This is a genomic window from Pelagimonas sp., from assembly GCF_058892305.1.
In genome coordinates this window covers 47,415-68,549 of sequence record NZ_JBZXVN010000018.1, presented here as the reverse complement: position 1 = coordinate 68,549, position 21,135 = coordinate 47,415, and the positions used below count along the sequence as shown (strand labels likewise).

17 protein-coding genes are annotated in these 21,135 nt (G+C 55.7%); 4 read left to right on the top strand and 13 right to left on the bottom strand.

Annotated features, from left to right (window positions below):
• Positions 1-5 precede the first annotated feature (5 nt).
• Positions 6-563: an ATP-dependent protease subunit HslV gene (gene hslV, locus AC5EFR_RS08155; RefSeq protein WP_493575354.1), complete on the bottom strand. Its 558-nt coding sequence runs from the start codon at positions 561-563 to the stop codon at positions 6-8.
• A 93-nt stretch (positions 564-656) separates the two neighbouring features.
• On the opposite strand from hslV, the gene AC5EFR_RS08150 reads away from it, so the two are divergent.
• The gene (locus AC5EFR_RS08150) at positions 657-1,619 is read left to right on the top strand and encodes a phosphotransferase (RefSeq protein ID WP_493575353.1); all 963 of its coding nucleotides are present in this window, start codon (positions 657-659) and stop codon (positions 1,617-1,619) included.
• 109 nt (positions 1,620-1,728) lie between these two features.
• Here the strand turns inward: AC5EFR_RS08150 and trxA are convergent, their stop codons facing one another.
• The 8 genes from trxA to regB form a co-directional block, all read right to left on the bottom strand.
• Positions 1,729-2,049 carry a thioredoxin gene (gene trxA / locus AC5EFR_RS08145; RefSeq protein ID WP_431372987.1) on the bottom strand — a complete coding sequence of 107 codons (321 nt, stop codon included), beginning with the start codon at positions 2,047-2,049 and terminating at the stop codon, positions 1,729-1,731.
• Positions 2,050-2,125: 76 nt separating this feature from the next.
• A complete protein-coding gene (addA, locus tag AC5EFR_RS08140; RefSeq protein WP_493575352.1) occupies positions 2,126-5,530 on the bottom strand; it encodes a double-strand break repair helicase AddA in 3,405 nt (1,134 codons plus the stop codon).
• Complete coding sequence (gene addB, locus AC5EFR_RS08135) at positions 5,527-8,451, bottom strand: double-strand break repair protein AddB (protein WP_493575351.1); 2,925 nt, start codon at positions 8,449-8,451, stop codon at positions 5,527-5,529. The genes addA and addB overlap by 4 nt, the downstream gene beginning before the upstream one ends.
• A complete protein-coding gene (locus AC5EFR_RS08130) occupies positions 8,444-9,115 on the bottom strand; it encodes a nucleotidyltransferase family protein (RefSeq protein WP_493575350.1) in 672 nt (223 codons plus the stop codon). Before AC5EFR_RS08130 ends, addB begins: the two co-directional genes overlap by 8 nt.
• Complete coding sequence (locus AC5EFR_RS08125; RefSeq protein ID WP_493575349.1) at positions 9,100-10,071, bottom strand: aminoglycoside phosphotransferase family protein; 972 nt, start codon at positions 10,069-10,071, stop codon at positions 9,100-9,102. Before AC5EFR_RS08125 ends, AC5EFR_RS08130 begins: the two co-directional genes overlap by 16 nt.
• Positions 10,068-10,541: a tRNA (adenosine(37)-N6)-threonylcarbamoyltransferase complex ATPase subunit type 1 TsaE gene (tsaE, locus tag AC5EFR_RS08120; protein WP_493575348.1), complete on the bottom strand. Its 474-nt coding sequence runs from the start codon at positions 10,539-10,541 to the stop codon at positions 10,068-10,070. The genes AC5EFR_RS08125 and tsaE overlap by 4 nt, the downstream gene beginning before the upstream one ends.
• Before the next feature lie 40 nt (positions 10,542-10,581).
• Positions 10,582-12,096: a PAS-domain containing protein gene (locus tag AC5EFR_RS08115; protein WP_493575347.1), complete on the bottom strand. Its 1,515-nt coding sequence runs from the start codon at positions 12,094-12,096 to the stop codon at positions 10,582-10,584.
• A 90-nt stretch (positions 12,097-12,186) separates the two neighbouring features.
• Positions 12,187-13,584 (bottom strand): sensor histidine kinase RegB, encoded by a 1,398-nt coding sequence (regB, locus tag AC5EFR_RS08110; RefSeq protein ID WP_493575346.1) that lies wholly within the window; start codon positions 13,582-13,584, stop codon positions 12,187-12,189.
• Positions 13,585-13,659: 75 nt separating this feature from the next.
• Between regB and AC5EFR_RS08105 the strand changes: the two genes are divergently transcribed.
• Entirely contained in the window at positions 13,660-14,286 is a 627-nt protein-coding gene (locus AC5EFR_RS08105) for an SCO family protein (RefSeq protein ID WP_493575345.1), read from the top strand.
• 77 nt (positions 14,287-14,363) lie between these two features.
• On the top strand, positions 14,364-14,918 hold the full coding sequence (locus AC5EFR_RS08100) for an ActR/PrrA/RegA family redox response regulator transcription factor (RefSeq protein WP_299921954.1): 555 nt from the start codon (positions 14,364-14,366) through the stop codon (positions 14,916-14,918).
• Positions 14,919-14,957: 39 nt separating this feature from the next.
• On the opposite strand, the gene AC5EFR_RS08095 is transcribed toward AC5EFR_RS08100, so the two are convergent.
• The 3 genes from AC5EFR_RS08095 to AC5EFR_RS08085 form a co-directional block, all read right to left on the bottom strand.
• Complete coding sequence (locus tag AC5EFR_RS08095) at positions 14,958-15,671, bottom strand: hypothetical protein (RefSeq protein WP_493575344.1); 714 nt, start codon at positions 15,669-15,671, stop codon at positions 14,958-14,960.
• A 122-nt stretch (positions 15,672-15,793) separates the two neighbouring features.
• On the bottom strand, positions 15,794-16,279 hold the full coding sequence (locus tag AC5EFR_RS08090) for a GNAT family N-acetyltransferase (protein WP_493575343.1): 486 nt from the start codon (positions 16,277-16,279) through the stop codon (positions 15,794-15,796).
• Positions 16,276-16,875: an HD domain-containing protein gene (locus AC5EFR_RS08085; protein ID WP_493575342.1), complete on the bottom strand. Its 600-nt coding sequence runs from the start codon at positions 16,873-16,875 to the stop codon at positions 16,276-16,278. The genes AC5EFR_RS08090 and AC5EFR_RS08085 overlap by 4 nt, the downstream gene beginning before the upstream one ends.
• A gap of 494 nt (positions 16,876-17,369) precedes the next feature.
• Between AC5EFR_RS08085 and ahcY the strand changes: the two genes are divergently transcribed.
• Complete coding sequence (gene ahcY, locus AC5EFR_RS08080) at positions 17,370-18,761, top strand: adenosylhomocysteinase (RefSeq protein ID WP_493575341.1); 1,392 nt, start codon at positions 17,370-17,372, stop codon at positions 18,759-18,761.
• Between the two features lie 7 nt (positions 18,762-18,768).
• Here ahcY and AC5EFR_RS08075 read toward each other — a convergent pair whose 3' ends face one another.
• Complete coding sequence (locus AC5EFR_RS08075) at positions 18,769-20,838, bottom strand: response regulator (protein ID WP_493575340.1); 2,070 nt, start codon at positions 20,836-20,838, stop codon at positions 18,769-18,771.
• Positions 20,839-21,135 lie beyond the last annotated feature (297 nt).

Genomic DNA, 21,135 nt, shown 5'->3' with positions numbered 1-21,135 from the left:
GTCGCTCACGCTTTGATGCTTTCGACGGTTAGCCTGCCGTTGGTGTAAACGCATATATCGGCTGCGATGGCCATGGATTGGCGCGCGACCTCTTCGGCCGATTTGTCAGTGTCCATCATCGCGCGGGCAGCGGCGAGGGCAAAGTTTCCGCCTGATCCAATCGCCGCAACATCATGTTCCGGTTCCAAGACATCCCCGGCACCGGTGATCACCAAAAGGTGGCTGCCGTCGGTGACAATCAGCATGGCTTCGAGCTTTTGCAGATACTTGTCGGTGCGCCAATCTTTGGCCAATTCAACCGAGGCCCGCTGCAATTGCCCCGGTGTGGCTTCTAGCTTGGCCTCAAGCCGTTCGAGCAAAGTAAAGGCATCGGCGGTTGATCCGGCAAAGCCGCACACTACGTCATAGCCACCGGGGCTTAGGCGGCGGACTTTGCGGGCGGTGCCCTTGATCACGGTTTGGCCAAGGCTAACCTGACCGTCACCTGCAATCACAACCTGCCCGTCTTTGCGCACACCGACAATCGTGGTGCCGTGCCATCCGGGAAATTCGCTCTCTGCCATTCTAAATTCCTTTCCTGTCACGCCCATATGGGGGCTGGACATATCCCCAGCAAGGCGCCCCATTGGGGATAGCGGAACGTTCGGGGAAATGGAATGGATCAGCTGAGCAAACAGGCGATGCAGATATGGCCGGGATTGGCCAAACAAATGGGGGTGGCGCGTGGGGCGTTGCGGGTTGAACCGCTTGCTCAGCGCGAAGATGACCGCGTGACGATGGTCGTGCTGAAACTCGTTGATCCCGCTGGCTGGCCTTTGGTGCTAAAGCAGCAAATACGGCCCGTGGATGCGCAGGGGTTCGCAGAGGCCATGCAGGGGCATATGGGGGCCTATGAGGCGTTTCCCGAGGGTGTGCCTGAGCTGTTGGCCGTAGATTTCGATGCCCAAGCCTGTGTCATGGAATTTGTCAGCGGAACGCCTTTGGCCACGGTGCTAGAAGGAGTTCCGATTGAGGCCCAGGCCGGGATCATGCGGCAAGTCGGGGTTTGGATGAGTGGATTTCATCGGGCAACCTTGGGCGAAACACGGGTGTTCCAACCCAAATACACCCTTGGCTATCTGGGTGAGGTGAGTGACGAGGTTCGAACTGGTAAACGCAAGGTCGCGGATACCCGGCGGTTTTTGGCCTGTGCGGATACGTTGTGTGGTCGTCAGGCCTTGTTTGAGGGTCGAAAAACCAAAGCGGCACAGACCCATGGCGATTTGCACATGCGCAATGTGATGATGGGCGAACAGGTCAAAGGGATCGATTTTTCCGCCGGTCGTGTTGTCCCTGTTGGCCATGACATTGGCAGATTATTGTCGGATTACGCGATCCTACGCGCGCCCCATGATGAAATCCGCCCCGGCGAGGTTCTTCCGATCACGGTGCGGGATGCGTTTTTTGACGGCTACGGATTGGTAGGCCCCGAAGATCCGTCGGTCCAGTTGTTGGTTCGGCATCGGATATTAGCGGAATGGTGGGGATTGCCAGATCGACCAGAGGGCCGCAGCGTCGCGCAGGAACTGCGTTGGCAAGGGATATCATCACTGGTTGAACGCGTGTTTCCCGGACGCTAGAGGTCTGCGTCTTATGGCGGCCAAAGTCACCCCGAAATGTATTTGACGGGGTGAAAGCACAAAAAAGGCCCCGCCGAAAAGCGAGGCCGGGATTCTTTGGTCAAAAGCCTTAGATGCTTTCGTTGATCCAGCTTTGCAGCGCGGCCTTTGGGGCGGCACCGGCGCGGTTGGAAATCGGAGCGCCATCTTTGAAGATGAACAGCGCCGGAATACCGCGCACGCCCATGGCGGCGGCGGTGTTTGGGTTGTTGTCTACGTCAACTTTGACGATTTTAACTTTGTCGCCATATTCGGCAGACAGCTCTTCCAATGCGGGGCCGATCTGCTTGCAAGGGCCACACCATTCAGCCCAGAAATCGACTACTACTGGGACATCGGAATTTTTGACTTCTGCGTCAAAGGTGGCGTCGGTGACAGCGACGGTGGCCATGGGTCTCTCCTTGGGTTTAGGCGGCATTAAGCGGCGCCTGACAGGTAGCGGAAGGTAGGTAGGGGGGCAAGAGTCGTCAAGGTGTCGAAGTGCGACCAAGTGCTTGTGTCACGAGATCGTGCGGTAGCGGCATGTAGTGGTTTGTGGCCGTCCAAATCAACCCGGTCTCAACCTCGTGATCCGGGAAAATTTGGGCCAAAGCAGCGGCATAGGCCCCCATTTGGCGCAGCAAACCTTCGGGGGTTTCCGCAACGGAACCCGGCACGGTTCGGTTGGATTTGAAGTCAACGGCGATGACTTTTTTGTCACGCACAAGCAGTCGATCAATGATTCCGTGAATGCGCCCGATGTCGGGAATCTTGGCGGTGATCGGAACCTCGGCCAAGGTGCCGGGCGCGAAAAAGGGGGCGAGTGATGCTGTGGTCAACACGGTCAGCGCTTCGGTCAGGATGCTGGGCAATATGTCCGAAATACCCGGTGTTTTGTACTCATTGCCCAACTGCTCCAAAAGCTGCTCGCCACGGCGTGGGCGCTGATCTTCGGGCAGCGGCGCGAGATGCTCCAAAAGGCTATGCAAGATTGATCCGCGGGCTTTGGCCAATTCCTCGGTGTCACCACCCGCACCTGCCAGCGCCTTGGCACCACCAAGATCAGAGGGGGATCGTGTTTCAAGCGCGGCGTGTGGTTGCGGGGCGGGGTGTTCAAACACGTCAGGCAGCGGCGTCTTGGAAACGGCTGGTTTGTCCACATGGGTCAAGGTGAGGTGCGACCAATCGGGATTGCCGATTTGGCGGCCTGTGCCGGTGCCAAACTCACCAAAGTCATAGTCGACATCAACCGCGCCCGAAGCCTCCATCCCGCGTTGCACCTGTTTGTACCAAACGTCCTCTTCTTTTCCCAAGTTGCCAGAGGCGGCGACGACCAGCCATTTCTCGGCGCGAGTCAGGCCGACATAAAGCAAGCGGTCGCGTTCTTGACGTTCCTTTTCCTCGCGCGCGGCGATGGCGTCGCGGTGCCGGGTGGGACGGGTGGCTGCGCTTTGCTTCCAGAGCGCGCCATGTTCATCGTTCAAAATCGCATCGCGCAGGTCGCGGCGTGGGGCGGCGCAATCAGGCATGATGACAATCGGGGCCTCAAGCCCCTTGGAGCCATGCACCGTCATCACCCGAAGGGTTTCACCGGCGCTGTCTGGGGCGCGTTTGATTTCGAGATTGTCACTCTGGGCCCATTGCAAGAACCCGGTGAGCGAGGGCACAGAGGATTGCTCATAGCTGAGCGCCTGACCCAGCAGGGCGTTGATGCCATCCTCGGCCTCGGGACCAAGGCGGCCAATCAAACGGCGACGCCCAAGGTGACGGGTCAGAATGCGATCAATCAGATCATAGGGGCGCAGGAAGTCGGTTTGACCACGAAGATCATCCAGAACGGCCATCGCCTTGGGGAATTCATCGCGGCGATCACGTAGGCTTTCCCAGAGGTATTTGCCGCCGCGCCGATGGGCGAGGTCAAAGAGCTGCTGTTCTGAAAATCCAAACAGGGGCGAGCGTAAAGCCGTGGCCAATGCGAGATCATCCTCAGGGGTTGAAAGATAATTCAACAGGGCCAGAATATCGCGCACGGCCAGTTCAGACATGACCTTGAGCCGGTCAGAGCCAGCGATAGGCAGGCCTTCTTGTTTGCAGGCGCGGATGATTTCCTTGAACAACCGCGATCGTCCGCGCACGAGGATCAGGAAATCACCGGCATGAACGGGGCGGGCTTCATAGTCGCCGCTAAACCCTTTTTCGATGGGGAGAGGCGTTTCCGCCTCGATCGTCGTGCGAATAAAATGGGCGACGCGTTTGGCAAGAATGACGGTGTGATGGGTGCTGCCGATCCGATCAAGCGGCTCGAACCATGCGCCATCGGGGTCTTCTTTAACCTCTTGCACCAAGGGCCAAAGATCGACACGACCGGGCATGCGATCTTTGAAGGCGACGTGTTTTTGATCGGTGGTAAAGCCCGATGAAATCGCCCCGTCAAAGGTATTGTCCGCCAATCGCAAAATCGGCTCGGCCGAGCGGAAACTGTGTTCAAGGATCATCGAATGAAGCGGCGCGTCGGTGGCAAGTAAGCGGTCCTGAAACTCATCTCGCATCCGGTCAAACTCGGACGGATCGGCACCCTGAAACGAATAAATCGACTGTTTTTTATCACCGACAACAAAGATGGTACGGCGCACATCGGTGCGGGCCCCTTCACCGCTGGTAAATTCTTGGGCTAGGCGTTCAATCACCTGCCATTGCACGGGGCTGGTGTCTTGGGCCTCGTCGACAAGGATGTGGTCGATGCCGCCATCTAGACGGTAAAGCACCCAAGCCGCCACCGCCGGATCAGAGAGCAAATCGCGCGCGCGGGTGATCAGATCGTCAAAATCGAGCCATCCGCGGCGGGTTTTTTCCGCCTCATACGCCGGAAGGAAGGCATGGGCGAACTTGTGCAAGGCGATGTCGCGCTGGGCGGCGGCGAGGGCGAGGCGTTTGTCGCGCGCGTCTTCAACCCGGCGCATCAGGTCTTCGAGCTGATCCATATGCGGGAGAAGAACGCCTTCGCGCACAGGTTTGGTCGGGAAGCTGCCGATTTTGGCGGTGAAGGGCTCCTTGGCACCGGACCCAGTCAACAGGGTCGATTCCAGAATTTGCAGCGCCTCAAGGCCGGGTTCCTTGATCGCCGAAAGCTTGATCGCCGCCTTTTCGTTGTTGCCGCCGGTCGGCATCAATGTGTCGATCACTGTTCTTAACAACGGCATCTCGTTTCCGAGAAACACGGAGTCGAGCAGGCTCTGAGGCGTCAGACCATTGGGCAGGTCATAGGCGGCGCGAATGTCATCGGCGGTTCGATGCGTGGCAAAGGCTTCGCGGTGGCGGCAGAGTTCGGCCAAAAGAGTTTCGGTGTCGTCACCCGAAATAAACGGCACGATTCCCTGAACCAGATAGGCCTGATCTCCGTCTGACATGCGGTCAAGGATATCGGCGCGCAGCAGTTCGGCGGAGCGATCCTCCATTTCCTTGAATTGCGGGCTAACCTGCGCCTCAAGAGGAAAGCGCCGCAATAGCGATGAGCAAAAAGAGTGAATGGTCTGAATGCGCAACCCGCCGGGGGTTTCGATGGCGCGGGCAAAGAGGGTGCGGGCATCGCGCAGGAAGTCTTGGGTCAGGTCAGTTTCGACCCCAAGATCGCCCAACTCGCGCCTCAGATCACCGTCTTCAAGCATCGCCCAGCCGCCCAATCGTTTGAAAAGACGGTTCTGCATCTCGGTGGCGGCGGCCTTGGTATAGGTCAGGCAGAGGATGTGTTCGGGCAAGACCCCATCCAGCAAAAGCCGGGCAACCCGGTCGGTCAACACGCGGGTTTTGCCAGAGCCAGCATTGGCAGCAAGCCAGGTAGAGTTGCCGGGGCGGGCGGCATCAACCTGCCGTTGGGTGGCGAGATCGCGGATCATGTCAGGGTCTCGCTTTCGGCTTGGTCGGTGACATCCCATTCGCCAAAGCGCGACAGGTGGTCATAATCGGCAATATCCGTGTCCTTCATCAAAGCCCGGCGGGCCGTGAACCCCTTGTCCGGGTCGAGATAAGCGGTGATGAGTTGGGTGAACTCCTCCCAAACTTTTTCTGGGTCCATCTCCTCAAGCGGGGCGGGCACCTCTTTGGGATCGCCGGGTTTCAGAGAGACAAACGCCGCCCTTTCAACGAAACGCGGATCAAGACCGTCAAACCCGCCTTTGATAAGCATCGCGGCTTCGAGCAGGAGCTGTTTGTCAAAATGCTCTTGCTCTTTTTTGGTCGGGGCAGTGCCGGTTTTGTAGTCGTAGATATGCGCTCCACCGCGGGTATCGATATCGATCCGGTCGGCCGTTCCTTTGAGGGTAAAGCCCAAGGCCGGGATGTCGGCCTTGCCGCGCACCTCGTATTTGGCGGGGCTGGCGATGGATTGGCGGGCCGTTTCGGATTCGACAAACCAATCAGCGATTTGCGCCATGCGCGATAGCCATAGTTGGCGGATGGTCGGAAAGGGCACCTTGTCGGGATCGCCGATCAGGGCGTTTGCCTTGGTGTTCAGCGCGTCCGGCGTCATCAAGGTCGGGTCGGCGGTCGCGTCTTTGACAAAATGCTCCAACACTTCATGGAGCAAAATCCCCCGCATCAAGGCATCAGGCGCGCGCATTAACGGATCAAGGGCGCGCAGGCGCAGGCTATGGCGCGCATAAATCGCATAGGGATCGCGGACCAAACGTTTGATTTCGGTCACCGAAAGCGCGCGTGGCCGGGCTTCGAGCGGCGGGGCGGGTGACGGGCGCGTTGCGGGAGGGCTCGGCAAAGGCGTTTCGGCGGCTTCGGTAAGCGCTAGCCAATAGGCCCCTCGCATACGCATGGTTTTCAACGCCTCGGGGCCAAAGCGTAGGGGAAGGCCGGTCATCAGGTTGGTCAAACGGTTGACCCAACGCGACGGCACGGTTTCCGCCTCATCCGATTTGAGTGACCGGGTAAGCCAAACCTCCTGCGCGGCGGCGGCTTGTTGGAAGTCATGGGCCGACAGGCCAATGCGCCGATCCGGTAGCAGCAACCCGGCATCCGCCCGCATTTTCCGGTTTAGCCAAGGGTCCGCACCGGGAAGCTCGGGCCAACTGCCTTCGTTGAGACCGGCAAGGATGAGGAGATCAGCCCCCATAACCCGCGCCTCAAGCGTGCCCCAGATTAGGATATGGGGATGGGGCTTGTCGCGGTCGCGCACCTCACCCTTGGCAATGACAGCGCCGAACAGATCGTTGAAATCGCGCGCGTCCATATCGGCACCGTACCCCGCCTCGGTGCGCAATTCGTCAATGATCTGAGTGAGCTTGCGTCCGGCATTTTCCTGCCAAAGCGTGCCGGGGCCATCGTCTTCGGACCCACCGGCGATGGCTTCGGCCATGGTGATGGTGTCATCAACCCAGGTGCTCAGAGGCAAAAGCCCGTGTCGTTGTAAGTCACAAAACCGGGTGGCGACCCAGTCAGCCCAAACCGGTTGCTCCTTGGCCACACCCCAAGCGCGGATCAGGTCGGCGCGGGGAAAAGGCCAGCCCTTTTTGCGAATGTGCAGTTCGAGATTACGGGTGTTTTGCAGATGTTGACCGCGCCCCGCACCGGTATGGGTTAGCGGATGTTTAAGCAGGGTCAGCAGGGTTTCGGCGCTAAGAGGTTGCGAAAACAGCGCCGCAACATGCCGTAAAAACCGCCCCGGAGGGGTAAGTTGGGCGGGAACACCGGCGCTGTCGTCGGGCAAAATTCCCCAGCGGTCCAAAGTTGACGTGACCTGTCGCGTTAACATCCGGTCAGGTGTGATCAAAGCGGCGGTTGTCCCATCTTCTGCGGCCTGTCGCAGACGCAGGGCAATGGCAAGCGCTTCGTCGCGCAAGGACGGAGCATCAACCATGGTCATTTTGGCGGTGGTGACGCGCAAATCGGGAAGGTCCGGGCCTTCGCTCATCCATTGATGGGTGACGGGGGCAGGGCGCAACGCCAGAGAAATCAGCCGGTTGCGATCAGGGTCGGGGGCCGGAGTAGGATCCCACAGCTCAACATCTTGCGGGGCAAGGTCGAGCTGCTGCATCAGTCGGGAAAAGCGAAACTGTGGGTGATCTTCGCTGGACAGAGGTTCATCCAAACGGTCCCAAACCGCTTGCGGCATGTCGAAATCAAAACCGGGCAGGATGACGGCCCCTTGGGGCAAGGTGGCGACGGCGCGCATGAATTCGGCGGTGGTACCACGAGAGCCAGTCGACCCGGCAACGATGATCGGGTGTTGGGGGGGCGTGTCCTGCCATTGCGCAAGCCGCAATTGCATGGCCAACCGGTTAAAAGCGGGGGAGTCGGGGGTGCCTTCGTCTTGAAAATAATGCTGAACGATTTTCAGAAAACTAAGTGCGCGTTCCCAATGGCCGGATTGATCGCTGACATCCAGCGCGGCGATGGTTTCGGGGGCAACACCTTCGCCTTGCATCTCTTCCATCAGGCTCGACAGGCTATCGGCCAGATCAAAAAGCGCACTGCGCGGGGCAAGATCAGGTTGCGAATCCAAAAGCTTGGAGATTAGGCCGGTGAGTTCTAGCCGCCTGCGCAGCGCGGGTTCCGGCTCAGGCAATTGCGCCCGAATGATTGGGTCCGCGAGGTCGGTCACCATGCGAATTTGTGGCAGCAAACTTGCCGGTCCGGTATCGAAAATGCCGCGCAACCGGCGCGACATGCGTTCGGTGCCGACATAAAGTTCGGTTTGGGCCAGTTCGATTTGAGAGGCAGCGCGGGCCTGAAGACCCGCCACAAGCGATTTGGCGAAATCAACACCGGGTGGTAGGGCAAATAAACGAGGGCCAGAACCGTTAAACACGTTGCAACATCTCCTCAGCGAGCTGAATGCCCTCGGGGTGGCCAACATCACACCATTTTCCGGGGTAGGAAAGGCCGCATAACCGGCCGTGGCTTGCCATTTTGTTCCACAAAAGGTTGAGCGAGAACACCGTATCAGGAATATCCGACAGCCCGTCCGTCTTGATGATTTGGGCACCGGTGTAAACCAGGTCACCCTTGCGATGCAGTTGCCCCTCATCAGAGAGGTGAAAATCACCGCCGCCCTTGCGCCCAACCGCGTTTTGCAGCGGTACGCAGAGCAAAAGCGCGTCCATTTTGTCCGGGTTCCAGGCTTGTGTCAGAAGGTCCAAACCATTGGGGCCGGACCAAACCGCATCCGTATTCAGTGTGAAAACCGGATCAGGGCCAAGTAGCGGCATGGCGTGTCGCAAACCACCGCCGGTGTCCAAGACGTCGGGTGTTTCATGTGAGACAATGAGATCTTTGTCCTTGGCATAGTCTTCGATTTGGTCGGCATGATAATGCGCGTTGACGACACGGGTCGGAATGGACGCGGTTAGGCCCAATGCGTGATCAAGAAGCGGCTTTCCCGCCACCGGGATAAGCGGCTTGGGGCAGTTTTTGGTCAGTGCGCCCATACGCGTGCCAAATCCGGCGGCAAAAAGCATTACGGCGTTGGGCATAGGGATTTCAACCTTTGTAAGACGTCTGGCGTCGGAGGTGGCAAAGCCTTGTCCAGGATGGATTTGATCGGGGCCAAGGCGGGATGTTGCAGGTCGGTTTGCAGATGCGCCCAAACCCGCGGAATCAGGTCAACGTAGTGAGGTTTGCCGCGAGTCGCCGCCAGTCGGGCAAAAACGCCGAGAATACGCAGGTTGCGTTGAGCCCCCAGCACGCTCAGTGATGTGCGAAAACCGGTTTCACCCTGCGATGAATTGGCAAGATAATGATCGATACAGGCCTTGGCAGTGGCGGGGCGCACATCGCGGCGGGCGTCTTCGATCAGGGAGATCAGATCATAGGCGCGATGGCCAACCAAAGCATCCTGAAAATCGAGAAGGCCCGCTTTGGCCGCGCCTTTGCGGTCAGCCAGCCAGAGAATGTTTTCGGCATGATAGTCACGCATAATCATAATGTTATCCGGCGCGCCGTGTTTTTCCAGAATCGTGATAAATGCCGTGATTGCTTGGTCGCGATAGGCTGAACCGTCCGCGCCCGCCCCGGCGGCGTAGCAGTCAAACGCCAAATCCGTCATCTGAGCTAGCGTTTGCGGCGACGCGATGGGGATGTCGGGCGGGGCCGGATGCTTGTGCAACTCCAACAGCGCATCAACAGCGGTTAGATACAGGGTTTTCTCCGTGTCAGGATCAGAGGACAGGTTGGCAATTAATCCATCGCCCAAGTCTTCTAGCAACAACAACCCCGGCGCTTGCGCCAAAATCAGAGGGGCACTGAGGCCCAGACCGGTCAGGTGGCGAGATAGCCGGGCAAAAAGATCCACGTCCCCGTCAGGGTCTTGCATCAAAATCGCCGATTTCCCGGTTAGGGATAGGCGTTGATATTGGCGGGTGGACGCATCGCCGGCCAAAGGTTTGGCGCTGGCGTGACCCCAACCGGCTTGATCCAGAAATTTCATCATGACATCAATCCGGTCATCAATTTGGTCCACCGGGGGGCCGACCACGTGACGGTTAGATCGCGCCGGTCATCTTGATAACTATCTGACAAGGTTAAGTGAAGGGCGTCTTGTGGGGTGAGCTCCTCGAGCTTGTCCGGCCACTCCACAAGGCAGATAGCCGTCTCAAACGCGTCGGTGAGACCAAGTTCAACACAGTCATCCGCCGAGCCCAAGCGATAGAGATCGGTGTGCCAAACCTCGCCGGCGGGGGTGTCGTAGACCTGAACCAAGGTGAAAGTGGGCGAGGGCACGTCCTCGGGCGGGTCTTGCAAGGATTGGATCAAGCTACGGGCGAAATGGGTTTTTCCGGCCCCAATCCCGCCCTCTAGCAACAAAACGTCGCCGGGCTTTAACGCGGATGCCAAGCTGCGCGCCAAATCGGTTGTTGCCTCGGGCGCGGAAAGGATGGTTGTGATGCGATGCGTGGTCATGGCGCGAAGATACCCTGCCACACCCGCGCTGCAAGGGCGATCAGCTGTTGATGATCTGAGACTGGTCTTCTTTGATCAAGGCAGGTTCTTCTATAGTGAATTTGACCATGGTTGCCCCCGCCGCGACGGGTTCAATATGGCATTGAACCGCTTCACCGGTTGTGAGGGTGAGCTGGGCTGTCCATGCGCTTCGGTCCCTTAGGGTCAACACAAATTCGCGCAGGTCTGACCAAATTGGGCTGGGTTCACAGGCGGCTTGCCAGTCTTTGGTTGCGTCAACGATCGTGATTTCAGCAAAGGCGCTGTCCGGGTCACATTTCCACTGTTTGCGATATGCCGAATTGCTGAAAGTGAGCACGCCAAGCCGTGAAAAAACCGCCACGGAGTCGCTAAAACAATCAATAACCGATTGGGTCAATTCGAGTTCTGACCGAAAACGCCGGGTCAGGGAAATTTCGGCACTGATATCTTCGATCAAAAAGGCCACGGCCCCATCTGGGTGAGGTCGACCGGTGATTTTGTAGGTTAATCCCGACGGCAAAGTCCACGTTTCACAATACCTGTCCTCGCGGGCAGCGGAGACAACATTGGTGAGCTTTTCCTTCCAGGTGGAATAGTTTTTGGGCTCGGGCATCATGCGGTTTTCGCGCATATGGTCGAAAAAGCTAAGCAAGTTGGGTTTGGAACTCAGGAAATCCACCGGGAGATGGGTGAGATCAACCAGCGCCGGGTTAAACAAAACCAAGCGCCGCTCGCGGTCAAATACCGCCAATCCGATTGGTAAATGGGCAAAGGTTTTGGTCAGCGTTTGGACGAAATTGCGCTGAGCCATCTCCGCCTCGACAAGGTTATCAATGCTGCACGCGAAGTGCATCCAGCCAAAGTTGTATGGCTGCGAGCTCACTTCGTACCAACGCCGGCTGCCGTCATCGCAAGGAAGGCTAACACGAGATGAACGTGGGCTGTTGGTTGTCGGCGGTGCCAGTTCGAACGGGCAATCCCGCCCGACCGTGTTGCCAGTGTCTTTGCAGATTTTCGCATAAGACGGGTTATGCCAAATCACGGCACCCTTTTGATCCATTTCCCAAATTGGATTTGGTGACGTTTCAATCGCCGCTTCAAGTCTTTGATTTCGTGACTCTTTTCTTCGATATTCGAAGGCTTGTTCGGCAGAAAGAGGCTGGCTTTGAATCTCAAGGCGCACCGAATCTTTTTGTTGGGTCAAAGTCAGGGTTGTTTCATCATCGTTCTCTGCAAAAAACGTTGAAGTCGCATCAGGCGGGGAGTCGGGAAACTCTGGAAATTGTTCAGAAAGGTCTTCTTTGATCTCTGCCCATGTTAAGCCATTCAAAAAAGCCCGATCAAGGACGTCAGCCGCGCTTTCCGTGCTATCAACCACGACGCCATTCTGGAACAGGATCGCGATTTGTGAGGAAACAGGGCCAAAACTCAGAACCGCTTTCGGCTTGAAAACGTACCACGACAGGATTGCGGCACCGGCCAAAACGGCAAGCCCCGCGCCGATCCCGACACCGATAGCCATTATTTCGTTCACGATCCCCGGCCTTTCAACAAATTGGCTCTCTCTCATACATCAATACTGGTTAACAGCGAGTTAAGGTATATGCTGCAACTATAAGTAGAGTCAAATCTTGATTGGCTGGTTTTCTCCCACACCCATTCCATGCTCTGGCGGAATGGGAACGATCAAGGCCCGAGGCCAGACGACCTCGACTATAGCACCTTTGCGCTGACCGCTGCTTCGGTCCGATTGATAGGGATCAGAGGCATTGGCAAAACTAAGTTCCGCGCCGGTTCGCTCCAGCAATGTTTTGGCGATAAACAGGCCTAAACCCATGCCTTCATACTCTGGACGGGCCCTTTTTTCACCTTCGCTTCGGCGCCGACGCATGAATGGGTCGCCGATCCGGCCGATCAAATGTGGCGGGAAACCACGCCCGTCATCAACGATCCTGATCGAGATGATGTCTTCGGTCCAAAGGGCTTCGATCCAGACAGATGTCCGAGCAAAATCAACGGCGTTTTGTACGAGATTACGCAACCCATGGATGATCTCGGGTTGTCTGAGGATCTGGGGTTGGGCGTTTTCGCCCCCAGGACCGGGGCCATCTTCTATTAATATTTCTTTTCCCCGATCCTGATGTGGTTCGGCTGCCTCACGAATAACTTCTATCAATGGGGCCTGGCGCATGTGCAAATCGTCTTTGCCGGCCCGCCCCATAGAGCGCAAAATGTCACGACACCGATCTGCCTGCTCGCGGATCAATTCGGCGTCCTCTTTTAACTCCGGTCGGTCTTCCAACTCATCAACCAGCTCAGAGGATGTTAGTTTGATTGTCGCCAAAGGTGTGCCCAACTCATGCGCTGCCGCGGCCACGACGCCCCCTAAATCATTAAGTTTTTGGGCCCGTGCCAAGGCCATTTGCGTCGCGGCCAAAGCGTCGGACATTGAGTGCATTTCAAGGGTGATGCGCCGTGAATAGAGCGAAATGAACAGCAAGGCGATACAGATCGCGATCCATTGCCCAAAGACGAAAATATCAGGAATACGCAGAATAAACCCATCATCTGTCCGCAAAGGCAGGTGAAAATTCACCATCAGCGTCACAAAAATAAGGGCCGTAGACCCGAGGATAAGTGTCGAACGCAGGGTCAAAACAGAGGCCGAGACGGTCACCGGACCAAGCACAAGCAAAGAAAATGGATTGTTTAGACCACCGGTCAAATACAACAGGAAACACAATTGCAGCAGGTCAAACATGACCATCAAAAAGTTTTCCGTTTCGCTCAGACGTTTGTTTTCTGGAAACACAAAGATGGCGATTAGGTTGCCAATAATCGACACGCCAATAGCAAGGTAACAAAGCCCCAATTCGAGTTGCAGATTGTACATGCGCTGCGCGACTGTGATCGCGGTGATCTGTCCAACAATCGCCACCCATCGCAACAAAATCATCGTGCGCAGACGAATCCAATTGCTGCGCTGGTCTTCGCTGATCAGGCCGAGTTCACTTTGTGTCATATGTGCCCTTTCGCCCCTTGCGCGGGGTGCCCCAAGTGTTACCTGTGCCTGAGTTCGATTGAAAGGGAGAGAGCCATGTCGCGTTTGGCCGCCATATCCGCCTCTGTTGCTGTTGTCGCTTTGATTGGTGCAACGGCCTATATGACGTTGGGCAATTCGTCGGATGATCCGTTTGAGCAATGCCGCACGGGTGCCGTTGCCGGCGGTGGTGCCACGATTGGCGGACCGTTCACCTTGGTGAATTCCGAAGGTCAGACCGTGACCGATACGGATGTGATCACCGAACCGTCGCTTCTCTATTTTGGTTATACGTTCTGCCCGGATGTTTGCCCGTTCGATAGTGCCCGCAATTCCGAAGCCGTTGATCTTTTGGCCGAGCGCGGAATAAGCTCAACGCCAGTTTTCATTTCGATCGACCCCGAGCGCGACACGCCGGAGGTGGTGGGCGATTTTGCTTATAACAATCATGAAAAGATGATTGGATTGACCGGATCAGCGGAGCAGGTCAAAGCGGCGTCGCAAGCCTATCGCACCTATTTCAAAGCCCAACCGGCCGAGGATGAATACTATTTGGTTGATCACTCAACCTTCACCTATTTGGTGTTGCCCGAGGTCGGATTTGTCGAGTTTTTTCGCCGTGAAACCACTCCGGAACAGATGGCAGATCAGGTTGCCTGCTTTGCACAGGCTGCGGCAAAGTAGAAACCGGGTTTGACCATGCCATATTACGCATATAATACTTAGCGTTATTGGCGGGATTTCATCCGGGAGGATAGGCTTTGGCGGAACGCAGCATCGAGGAACTCGGCGACGATAGGTCCCTGTTACTAGTGGACGATGACGAACCTTTTCTGCGGCGACTGGCCAAAGCGATGGAAAAACGTGGATTTGATGTGGAAACGGCTGGGTCTGTTGCCGCCGGGTCCGCAGTCGCCACAGCGCGACCGCCGGCCTATGCTGTTGTTGACCTTCGCCTAGAAGACGGCAATGGGCTCGATGTGGTTGAAGTTCTAAGAGAAAAGCGCCCCGACAGCCGCGTCGTTGTTTTGACTGGTTATGGCGCAATTGCGACGGCGGTTGCTGCTGTCAAAATCGGAGCAACCGATTATTTGTCCAAACCGGCGGATGCGACCGACATTATGAATGCGCTATTGGCCAAGGGCGATGATTTGCCCCCGCCTCCTGAAAACCCGATGAGCGCGGATCGCGTCCGTTGGGAACATATTCAGCGAGTGTATGAATTGTGCGATCGCAATGTGTCTGAAACGGCGCGTCGTTTGAACATGCATCGCCGGACATTGCAGCGGATACTGGCAAAACGCAGCCCTCGTTAAGGCGCGACCCGGTTAGGGATCACGCCGTTTCTAGAAGTGTTAAAGCAACGATAACTGAGCGCGAGCTGATACGGCTTCGGCTTCTAGCTTGTTTGTTTCGGCAATGTACCAATCAATACCGGTTTGCCCCTGCGCCTTGGCATCAATGAGCGCGGTTTTCGCCTGACGGGCTTGGCTTGCACTAAGCGCCAGAGCTTGGGCAACCTCACTGCGTAGGGTGCGGATTTCGGCAAGTCGTGTGTCATAGGCTTGTTGTGATAGATCGCCTTGGGCAAGTTGTTGTTGCATCTGGGCAATTTCGGCGTCTTGCTTGGCAACAAGCTCGGCAACACCACCCGAAACCACATCCATTTGATCATTGGTTTTACGCAGGCTTGGAAGAACGCGGTTTAATTCGACAATCTCGACCCGTTTTTTCGCCTCTGCCTTGCCCGCAGCATTGCCGGCCACTCCGCCGATCAGCCCGCCGACAAGAGCAGCCTGAGCGCATTTCGCCTTGGACCCACCCGCAATCGCCAGACCACATCCCGCAACGGCACCTAGTGCTGCGCCTTTGAATGTTGTCTTACGCACAAGGTCTTTGGACATGCGGTCCAAGGCTTGGGCCTGATGGGCCAATGTGCGTTCTTGTTCGGTCTGGACCATCGGCTCTGCATCACGGTTCATCGACGATGCAAAAGGCGTTTTGGTTTGTGCGCAGCCTGCAATGGTCAACACAAGAAGGGCGGCAAAAGCTGATTTCAGACGAAACACGATGGGTCTCCAAGTAAATCTTGTTAGGGGAAATCCCCTGTTGAAATCTCTATGGTCTGTAATTGGGGCAAGAATGAGGAAGATTTGTTTCGAATGCGCGAAAATTAACCTTTTGGGTCCGTTCATAGATCGTAGCGTTTCAAAACCTTGTCCACCGTCTCACCGCTGTCCAGGATCACACCACTTTTCATCGCGTAATCTTCGAACCCCCGGCTTTGATAATACGCGAGACCGCCGCTGTTGTCGGCGCGAATGTTGGCATTGATCCATTGATAGCCAAGCTGCCGGGCCGCTTCCTTGGTTTTCTCAAACAACTTGGACCCAATGCCCATCTTGACCCGCCCGACCTTGGCAAATGTGGCGATATCTACGGCCTCGTCCGGGAGATATGCTTCTGGTTTGATCAGTTGAAATCCCAAAACGTCACCGGCTTCATCTTCCGCGATGTGCCAGGCTGACTGATGTGACTCGCTTTCCATCCAATCCCGAAGGTCTTGGGCGGATACCGATTTTGTTAGCGCTGTTGTCCCACCTTCGGCAATAATTTCGTTTAACAAATCGGCCATCGGGCGGGCATCCAAGGGGCCGGCGCGGCGCACAGTTATCAAGGCATGTCCTTCATCAAGGCGGCATGGCGGGCGGTAAAATCTTGTCTTGCTTGTACTGGCGGGCGGAGTTTGATGTGAAGATCGGAAATAAGATCAAGATCAGGTGCGCCAAAAAGCTTGTCGGCTTCGTCTCGGGTGAACCCGGCAATCTCAACCGCTTCCATCCACGCACTAATCCGATCGGCCTTTTTGATCAGCTTTTTAAGCCGAACCGTCGTAGTCGCGCGCAATCCAAACCGAATGTGAATGGCGGCGGTCAATCGTTTGTCGAGCTCTTCGTAATCGGGGCCAACGGCGGCTTTGACCGGGGAAATCATGTCGCCAATCACGTATTCCGGGGCATCATGTAACAGCGCGGTCAAGCGCTCAGCCGTTGTGGCCTTGGGGTGAACTCGGCCAAAAAGCTCCTCGACCAAGAGGGAATGTTCGGCCACCGAATAGGCGAAATCGCCTTTGGTCTGACCGTTCCAACGCGCCACAAAAGCCAAGCCATGGGCGATGTCTTCGATTTCAATATCAACGGGGGTCGGATCCAAAAGGTCAAGCCTGCGCCCCGATAGCATCCGTTGCCATGCTCGCGTTTGCTTTGTTGCCATTCTGCCACCCTCGTTTTGTGCTAGGGTGAAATTGCCACATTTGATGCGCATGCTAAAGGCTTGGGATCACTATCTGTCGACTTAAAGGCGGCAAGAACTGATTGGGTTCGTGCCTGATCTGATCCGAAATTTGAACCGGCAGAGGCACGTCCTTTCTCGGTATGCATGTCCGTAGTCGTTGCCAGGTGACAGAACGATGCCATGTTCAAACGTCTGATGAACGCCGCCCTCGTGTTTTGGGATTGGCCGCGATTGCGCTATTCGTATTTGCCCATACACATCGCGCCTCGCGCGATGTTGTTGTGGAGCGTGCGCTAAAATCCAAGCTGGAAGAAACTAGGACGTGGACGGAATTCCCCGTGAATACAGCCTGTTTGCAGGATAGGGGGTAAACGAAACATGAATAGCTTGCTTTGCAGGTTTATGCGCGTTGCCCGCGGGTTCGGGGAATGATAGGCCGTGCGCCAACGGATCAATCAACCGGAGGCAGGCTCATGGCCGCAGATTACATCGTCAAAGACATTGCGCTGGCCGAATTTGGCCGCAAAGAGCTCGACATCGCTGAAACGGAAATGCCGGGCCTTATGGCGCTGCGCGAAGAGTTTGGCGAAAGCCAGCCGCTAAAAGGCGCGCGGATTGTCGGGTCGTTGCACATGACCATCCAAACCGCGGTATTGATCGAAACGCTGGTTGCCTTGGGGGCCGATGTGCGCTGGGCATCGTGCAATATTTTCTCGACCCAAGATCACGCAGCCGCGGCGATCGCCGAGGCAGGTGTTCCAGTTTTCGCCATCAAAGGCCAGTCGCTGGTTGAGCATTGGGATTACCTTGATAAATCCTTCATGTTCCCAGAAGGGGCTAATCTTATCCTGGACGATGGCGGCGATGCGACGCTTTATGTGTTGCTGGGTGCGCGCGTTGAGGCAGGCGAAGTGGATTTGATCGAAGTTCCGACTTCGGAAGAAGAAGAAGCCATCTTTGCGCAGATCAAAAAACGCATGGCCGCCAGCCCCGGTTGGTTCACCAAGACGCGCGAAGCGATTTTGGGTGTATCCGAAGAGACAACCACAGGCGTTCACCGCTTGTATGATCTGGCGAAAAACGGTCAGCTGCCATTCCCGGCGATCAACGTCAACGACAGTGTGACCAAGTCGAAGTTTGACAACAAATACGGTTGTAAAGAATCGCTGGTCGACGGGATTCGTCGCGCCACCGACACCATGCTGGCCGGTAAAGTCGCGGTCGTTTGCGGTTATGGCGATGTTGGCAAAGGCTCTGCGGCGTCACTGGCCGGTGCCGGTGCCCGTGTGAAAGTGACCGAAGCCGATCCGATTTGCGCCCTGCAGGCGGCGATGGACGGTTTTGAGGTTGTTTTGTTGGAAGACGTTGTCGATTCTGCCGATGTGTTCATCACCACAACTGGCAACAAGGACGTGATCCGCATCGAGCATATGCGCGAGATGAAGAACATGGCCATCGTTGGCAACATCGGTCACTTTGACAACGAAATTCAAGTTGCCTCGCTGAAAAACCACAAATGGACCAACATCAAGGACCAGGTGGACATGATCGAAATGCCATCCGGCAACAAGATCATCCTGCTGTCCGAGGGTCGTTTGTTGAACCTTGGCAATGCCACCGGGCACCCGTCTTTTGTGATGTCGGCGTCCTTTACCAACCAAGTTTTGGCACAGATCGAGCTTTGGACAAATGGCGACGACTACAAGCCGGGTGTTTTCATTCTCCCCAAACATTTGGATGAGAAAGTTGCCCGCCTACACTTGGGGCGGATCGGTGTTAAACTGACAACGCTTTCGGCAGAGCAGGCGGCCTATATTGGGGTCAAACCCGAAGGACCATTTAAGCCAGAGCACTACCGCTACTAATAAAAGCTTAAGGATCCGGTGATTTTCCGGCTTCATCAGGGCCAAGGTGGGCGACGATAGTGTCGATCAGCTTGGCCCTTTTTACTGGCTTGGCCAAAAAACCATTCATCCCAGAGGCACGACAGGCCCTGCGGTCCTCTGGTAGGGCATTTGCGGTCAACGCCAAGATCGGCGTGTTTTGGGAATTTTGTTTTTCTTCAATCATCCGGATTATCTGTGTCGCTTCGTGCCCGTTCATTTCCGGCATGGCAATATCCATCAGCACCAGATCAGGATGCAGGGTTTCGAACATCTCAACCGCCTCAAGGCCATTGTTGGCCAAGTTAATATCGACACCGGTATTCTTGAGCAGCTTTTGAACGACCAGTTGGTTGGTCCGATTGTCCTCGGCCAACAGGATGCGAACCTTGGACAAATCCGGGTCTTGTGAATTGATTTGTGTGTCTGGCAGTTTGCCAAAAGCCGGATCCAATGCACGACAGAGCGCCATCGTGAATTCCCGAAGTTTGATTGGCTTGCGAAGCGACCCCGAAAACCCGCGGTTTTTGATTTTGGTGGCCGAATGATCGCGGTCAGGGCGAAGCATGATGATGCAAGGCAGATCGACAATGGCGTTCAACTCATCCATCAGAACAGCGCCGTTTTTGTCATTGATTCCGCAATCAATCAGGCAAATGTCCGGTTTGATGTTCTGTTTCACCAGGGTTTCGAGCATGTCCAGCGCAGTCCGACCTGATGGGCACGGCACGGGTTGCGCCCCCAAGAGGCGCAGTGTGTTGCACAGAGACCGGCTCATACTTTGACGGCTTTCGGCTATCAAAACCCGCTTGCCTGCGAGCAAATTCTGAGACTTTGCCCAATACGCCTGACTATCTTGTGAGCACTCTATTTGCTTGAGGGGCAGTCGTATTTCAAATTCTGATCCCACGCCAAGATCTGAGATCGCGGAAAGACTGCCGCCCATTAGCTGCGTTAGTTTGGAGGTGATGGTCAATCCAAGGCCCACGCCATCAAAGCTTCGGGTTGCTCCGTTTTCAATCTGGGAAAACGCTTCAAAAATCTGGCCAAGTTGGTCTTCGGCTATTCCGACACCGGTATCCGAAACGGTAATGATAACATGACCATCGTCTGCTTTTTGCAACGAAATGCTGATATGCCCCGCCATCGTGAATTTCGCAGCGTTGCCAACAAGGTTAAGCAGGCATTGGCGTATTCGGGCAGCATCCCCTTCAAAGCAAAGCGCATCGGGCATTTCGCTGTCGATGGTGATTTCGACGGATTTCGCCGCAAGTGTCGCGGCAAATATGGTGGCGACATCTTCGCCCAGTTGGCGCAAATTAAATGGTGCGCTGACGATCTCCAGTTGACCGGATTCGATCTTGGAGAAATCGAGTAGATCATTGATTATGCGCAACAAAGCCGTCGAGCTTTGGGATATCGTCGACACGATGGATCGCTGTTCGGAATTCAAACCAGACCGTTCCAACAAGTCAAACATTCCAATAACGCCGTTCATCGGTGTTCTGAGTTCATGACTCATTTGGGCCAGGAAGGATGATTTTGCCTGCTCGGCGTTTTCTGCTCGTTTTCGGGCCGTTCGCAGGTGTGACACCAGCTTCCTCAATCTAAACCAAAACACCAAAACGACGCCAAACGGAATGATCACAGCGGCAATAATTAACAGTCCAATGGTCAAGATTAGGTTGCTAAACAATGTCCGAACGTCGGCGGCCGCTTCGGTCATATCAAGATAGGCCTCAAAGACACCGGCAAGTTTCCCATCGATAAAAATGGGAATGTAGGATTCCGCATAGTGTTCAGGGGCATTTATATCATGGTTCCCTTCGCACATTTCGGTCGCAGGGAGCCCGGTGGCCAGAACATGACTCAGTGGTTCATTTATGGCGTGACGTCCATGGTGCGGGTCACTCAAAATTTCGGAATTCCCGGAGTCGAGAACAAGATCACCTTTGAGGTCATACAGTTTGAACCGAAACACATCAGAGGAATTGCGATAGTTTTCAAGGCGGTTCAGGTCACTGGAAGACAAAGACGATCCATTCAGCCATCCTTGCATCTGCGTTTCTTCAGCCGTCAAAATTCGAAGCCACATGTGCGCTGACTGTTCCGCTCGGGCGGTCATTTCCCCGTGCGCCGCGGATATACTCAGCCGATTGCCCAGCCAAAGGCACAGGGCCAGAGCGACAAAAGACGCTAATAAAATTGTTAGAGTTCGGCGCATTCAGACAGGTACCTATTCGGCGTCTGTCATTGATAAGCGGCCATTCTTAACGAGCCCTGAAATGCTTCGGAATGGAGTTGTCTCAGGGGGCAAAAACTGTGTTCAATTTTCCGAATGTGAATAACTCCCCTG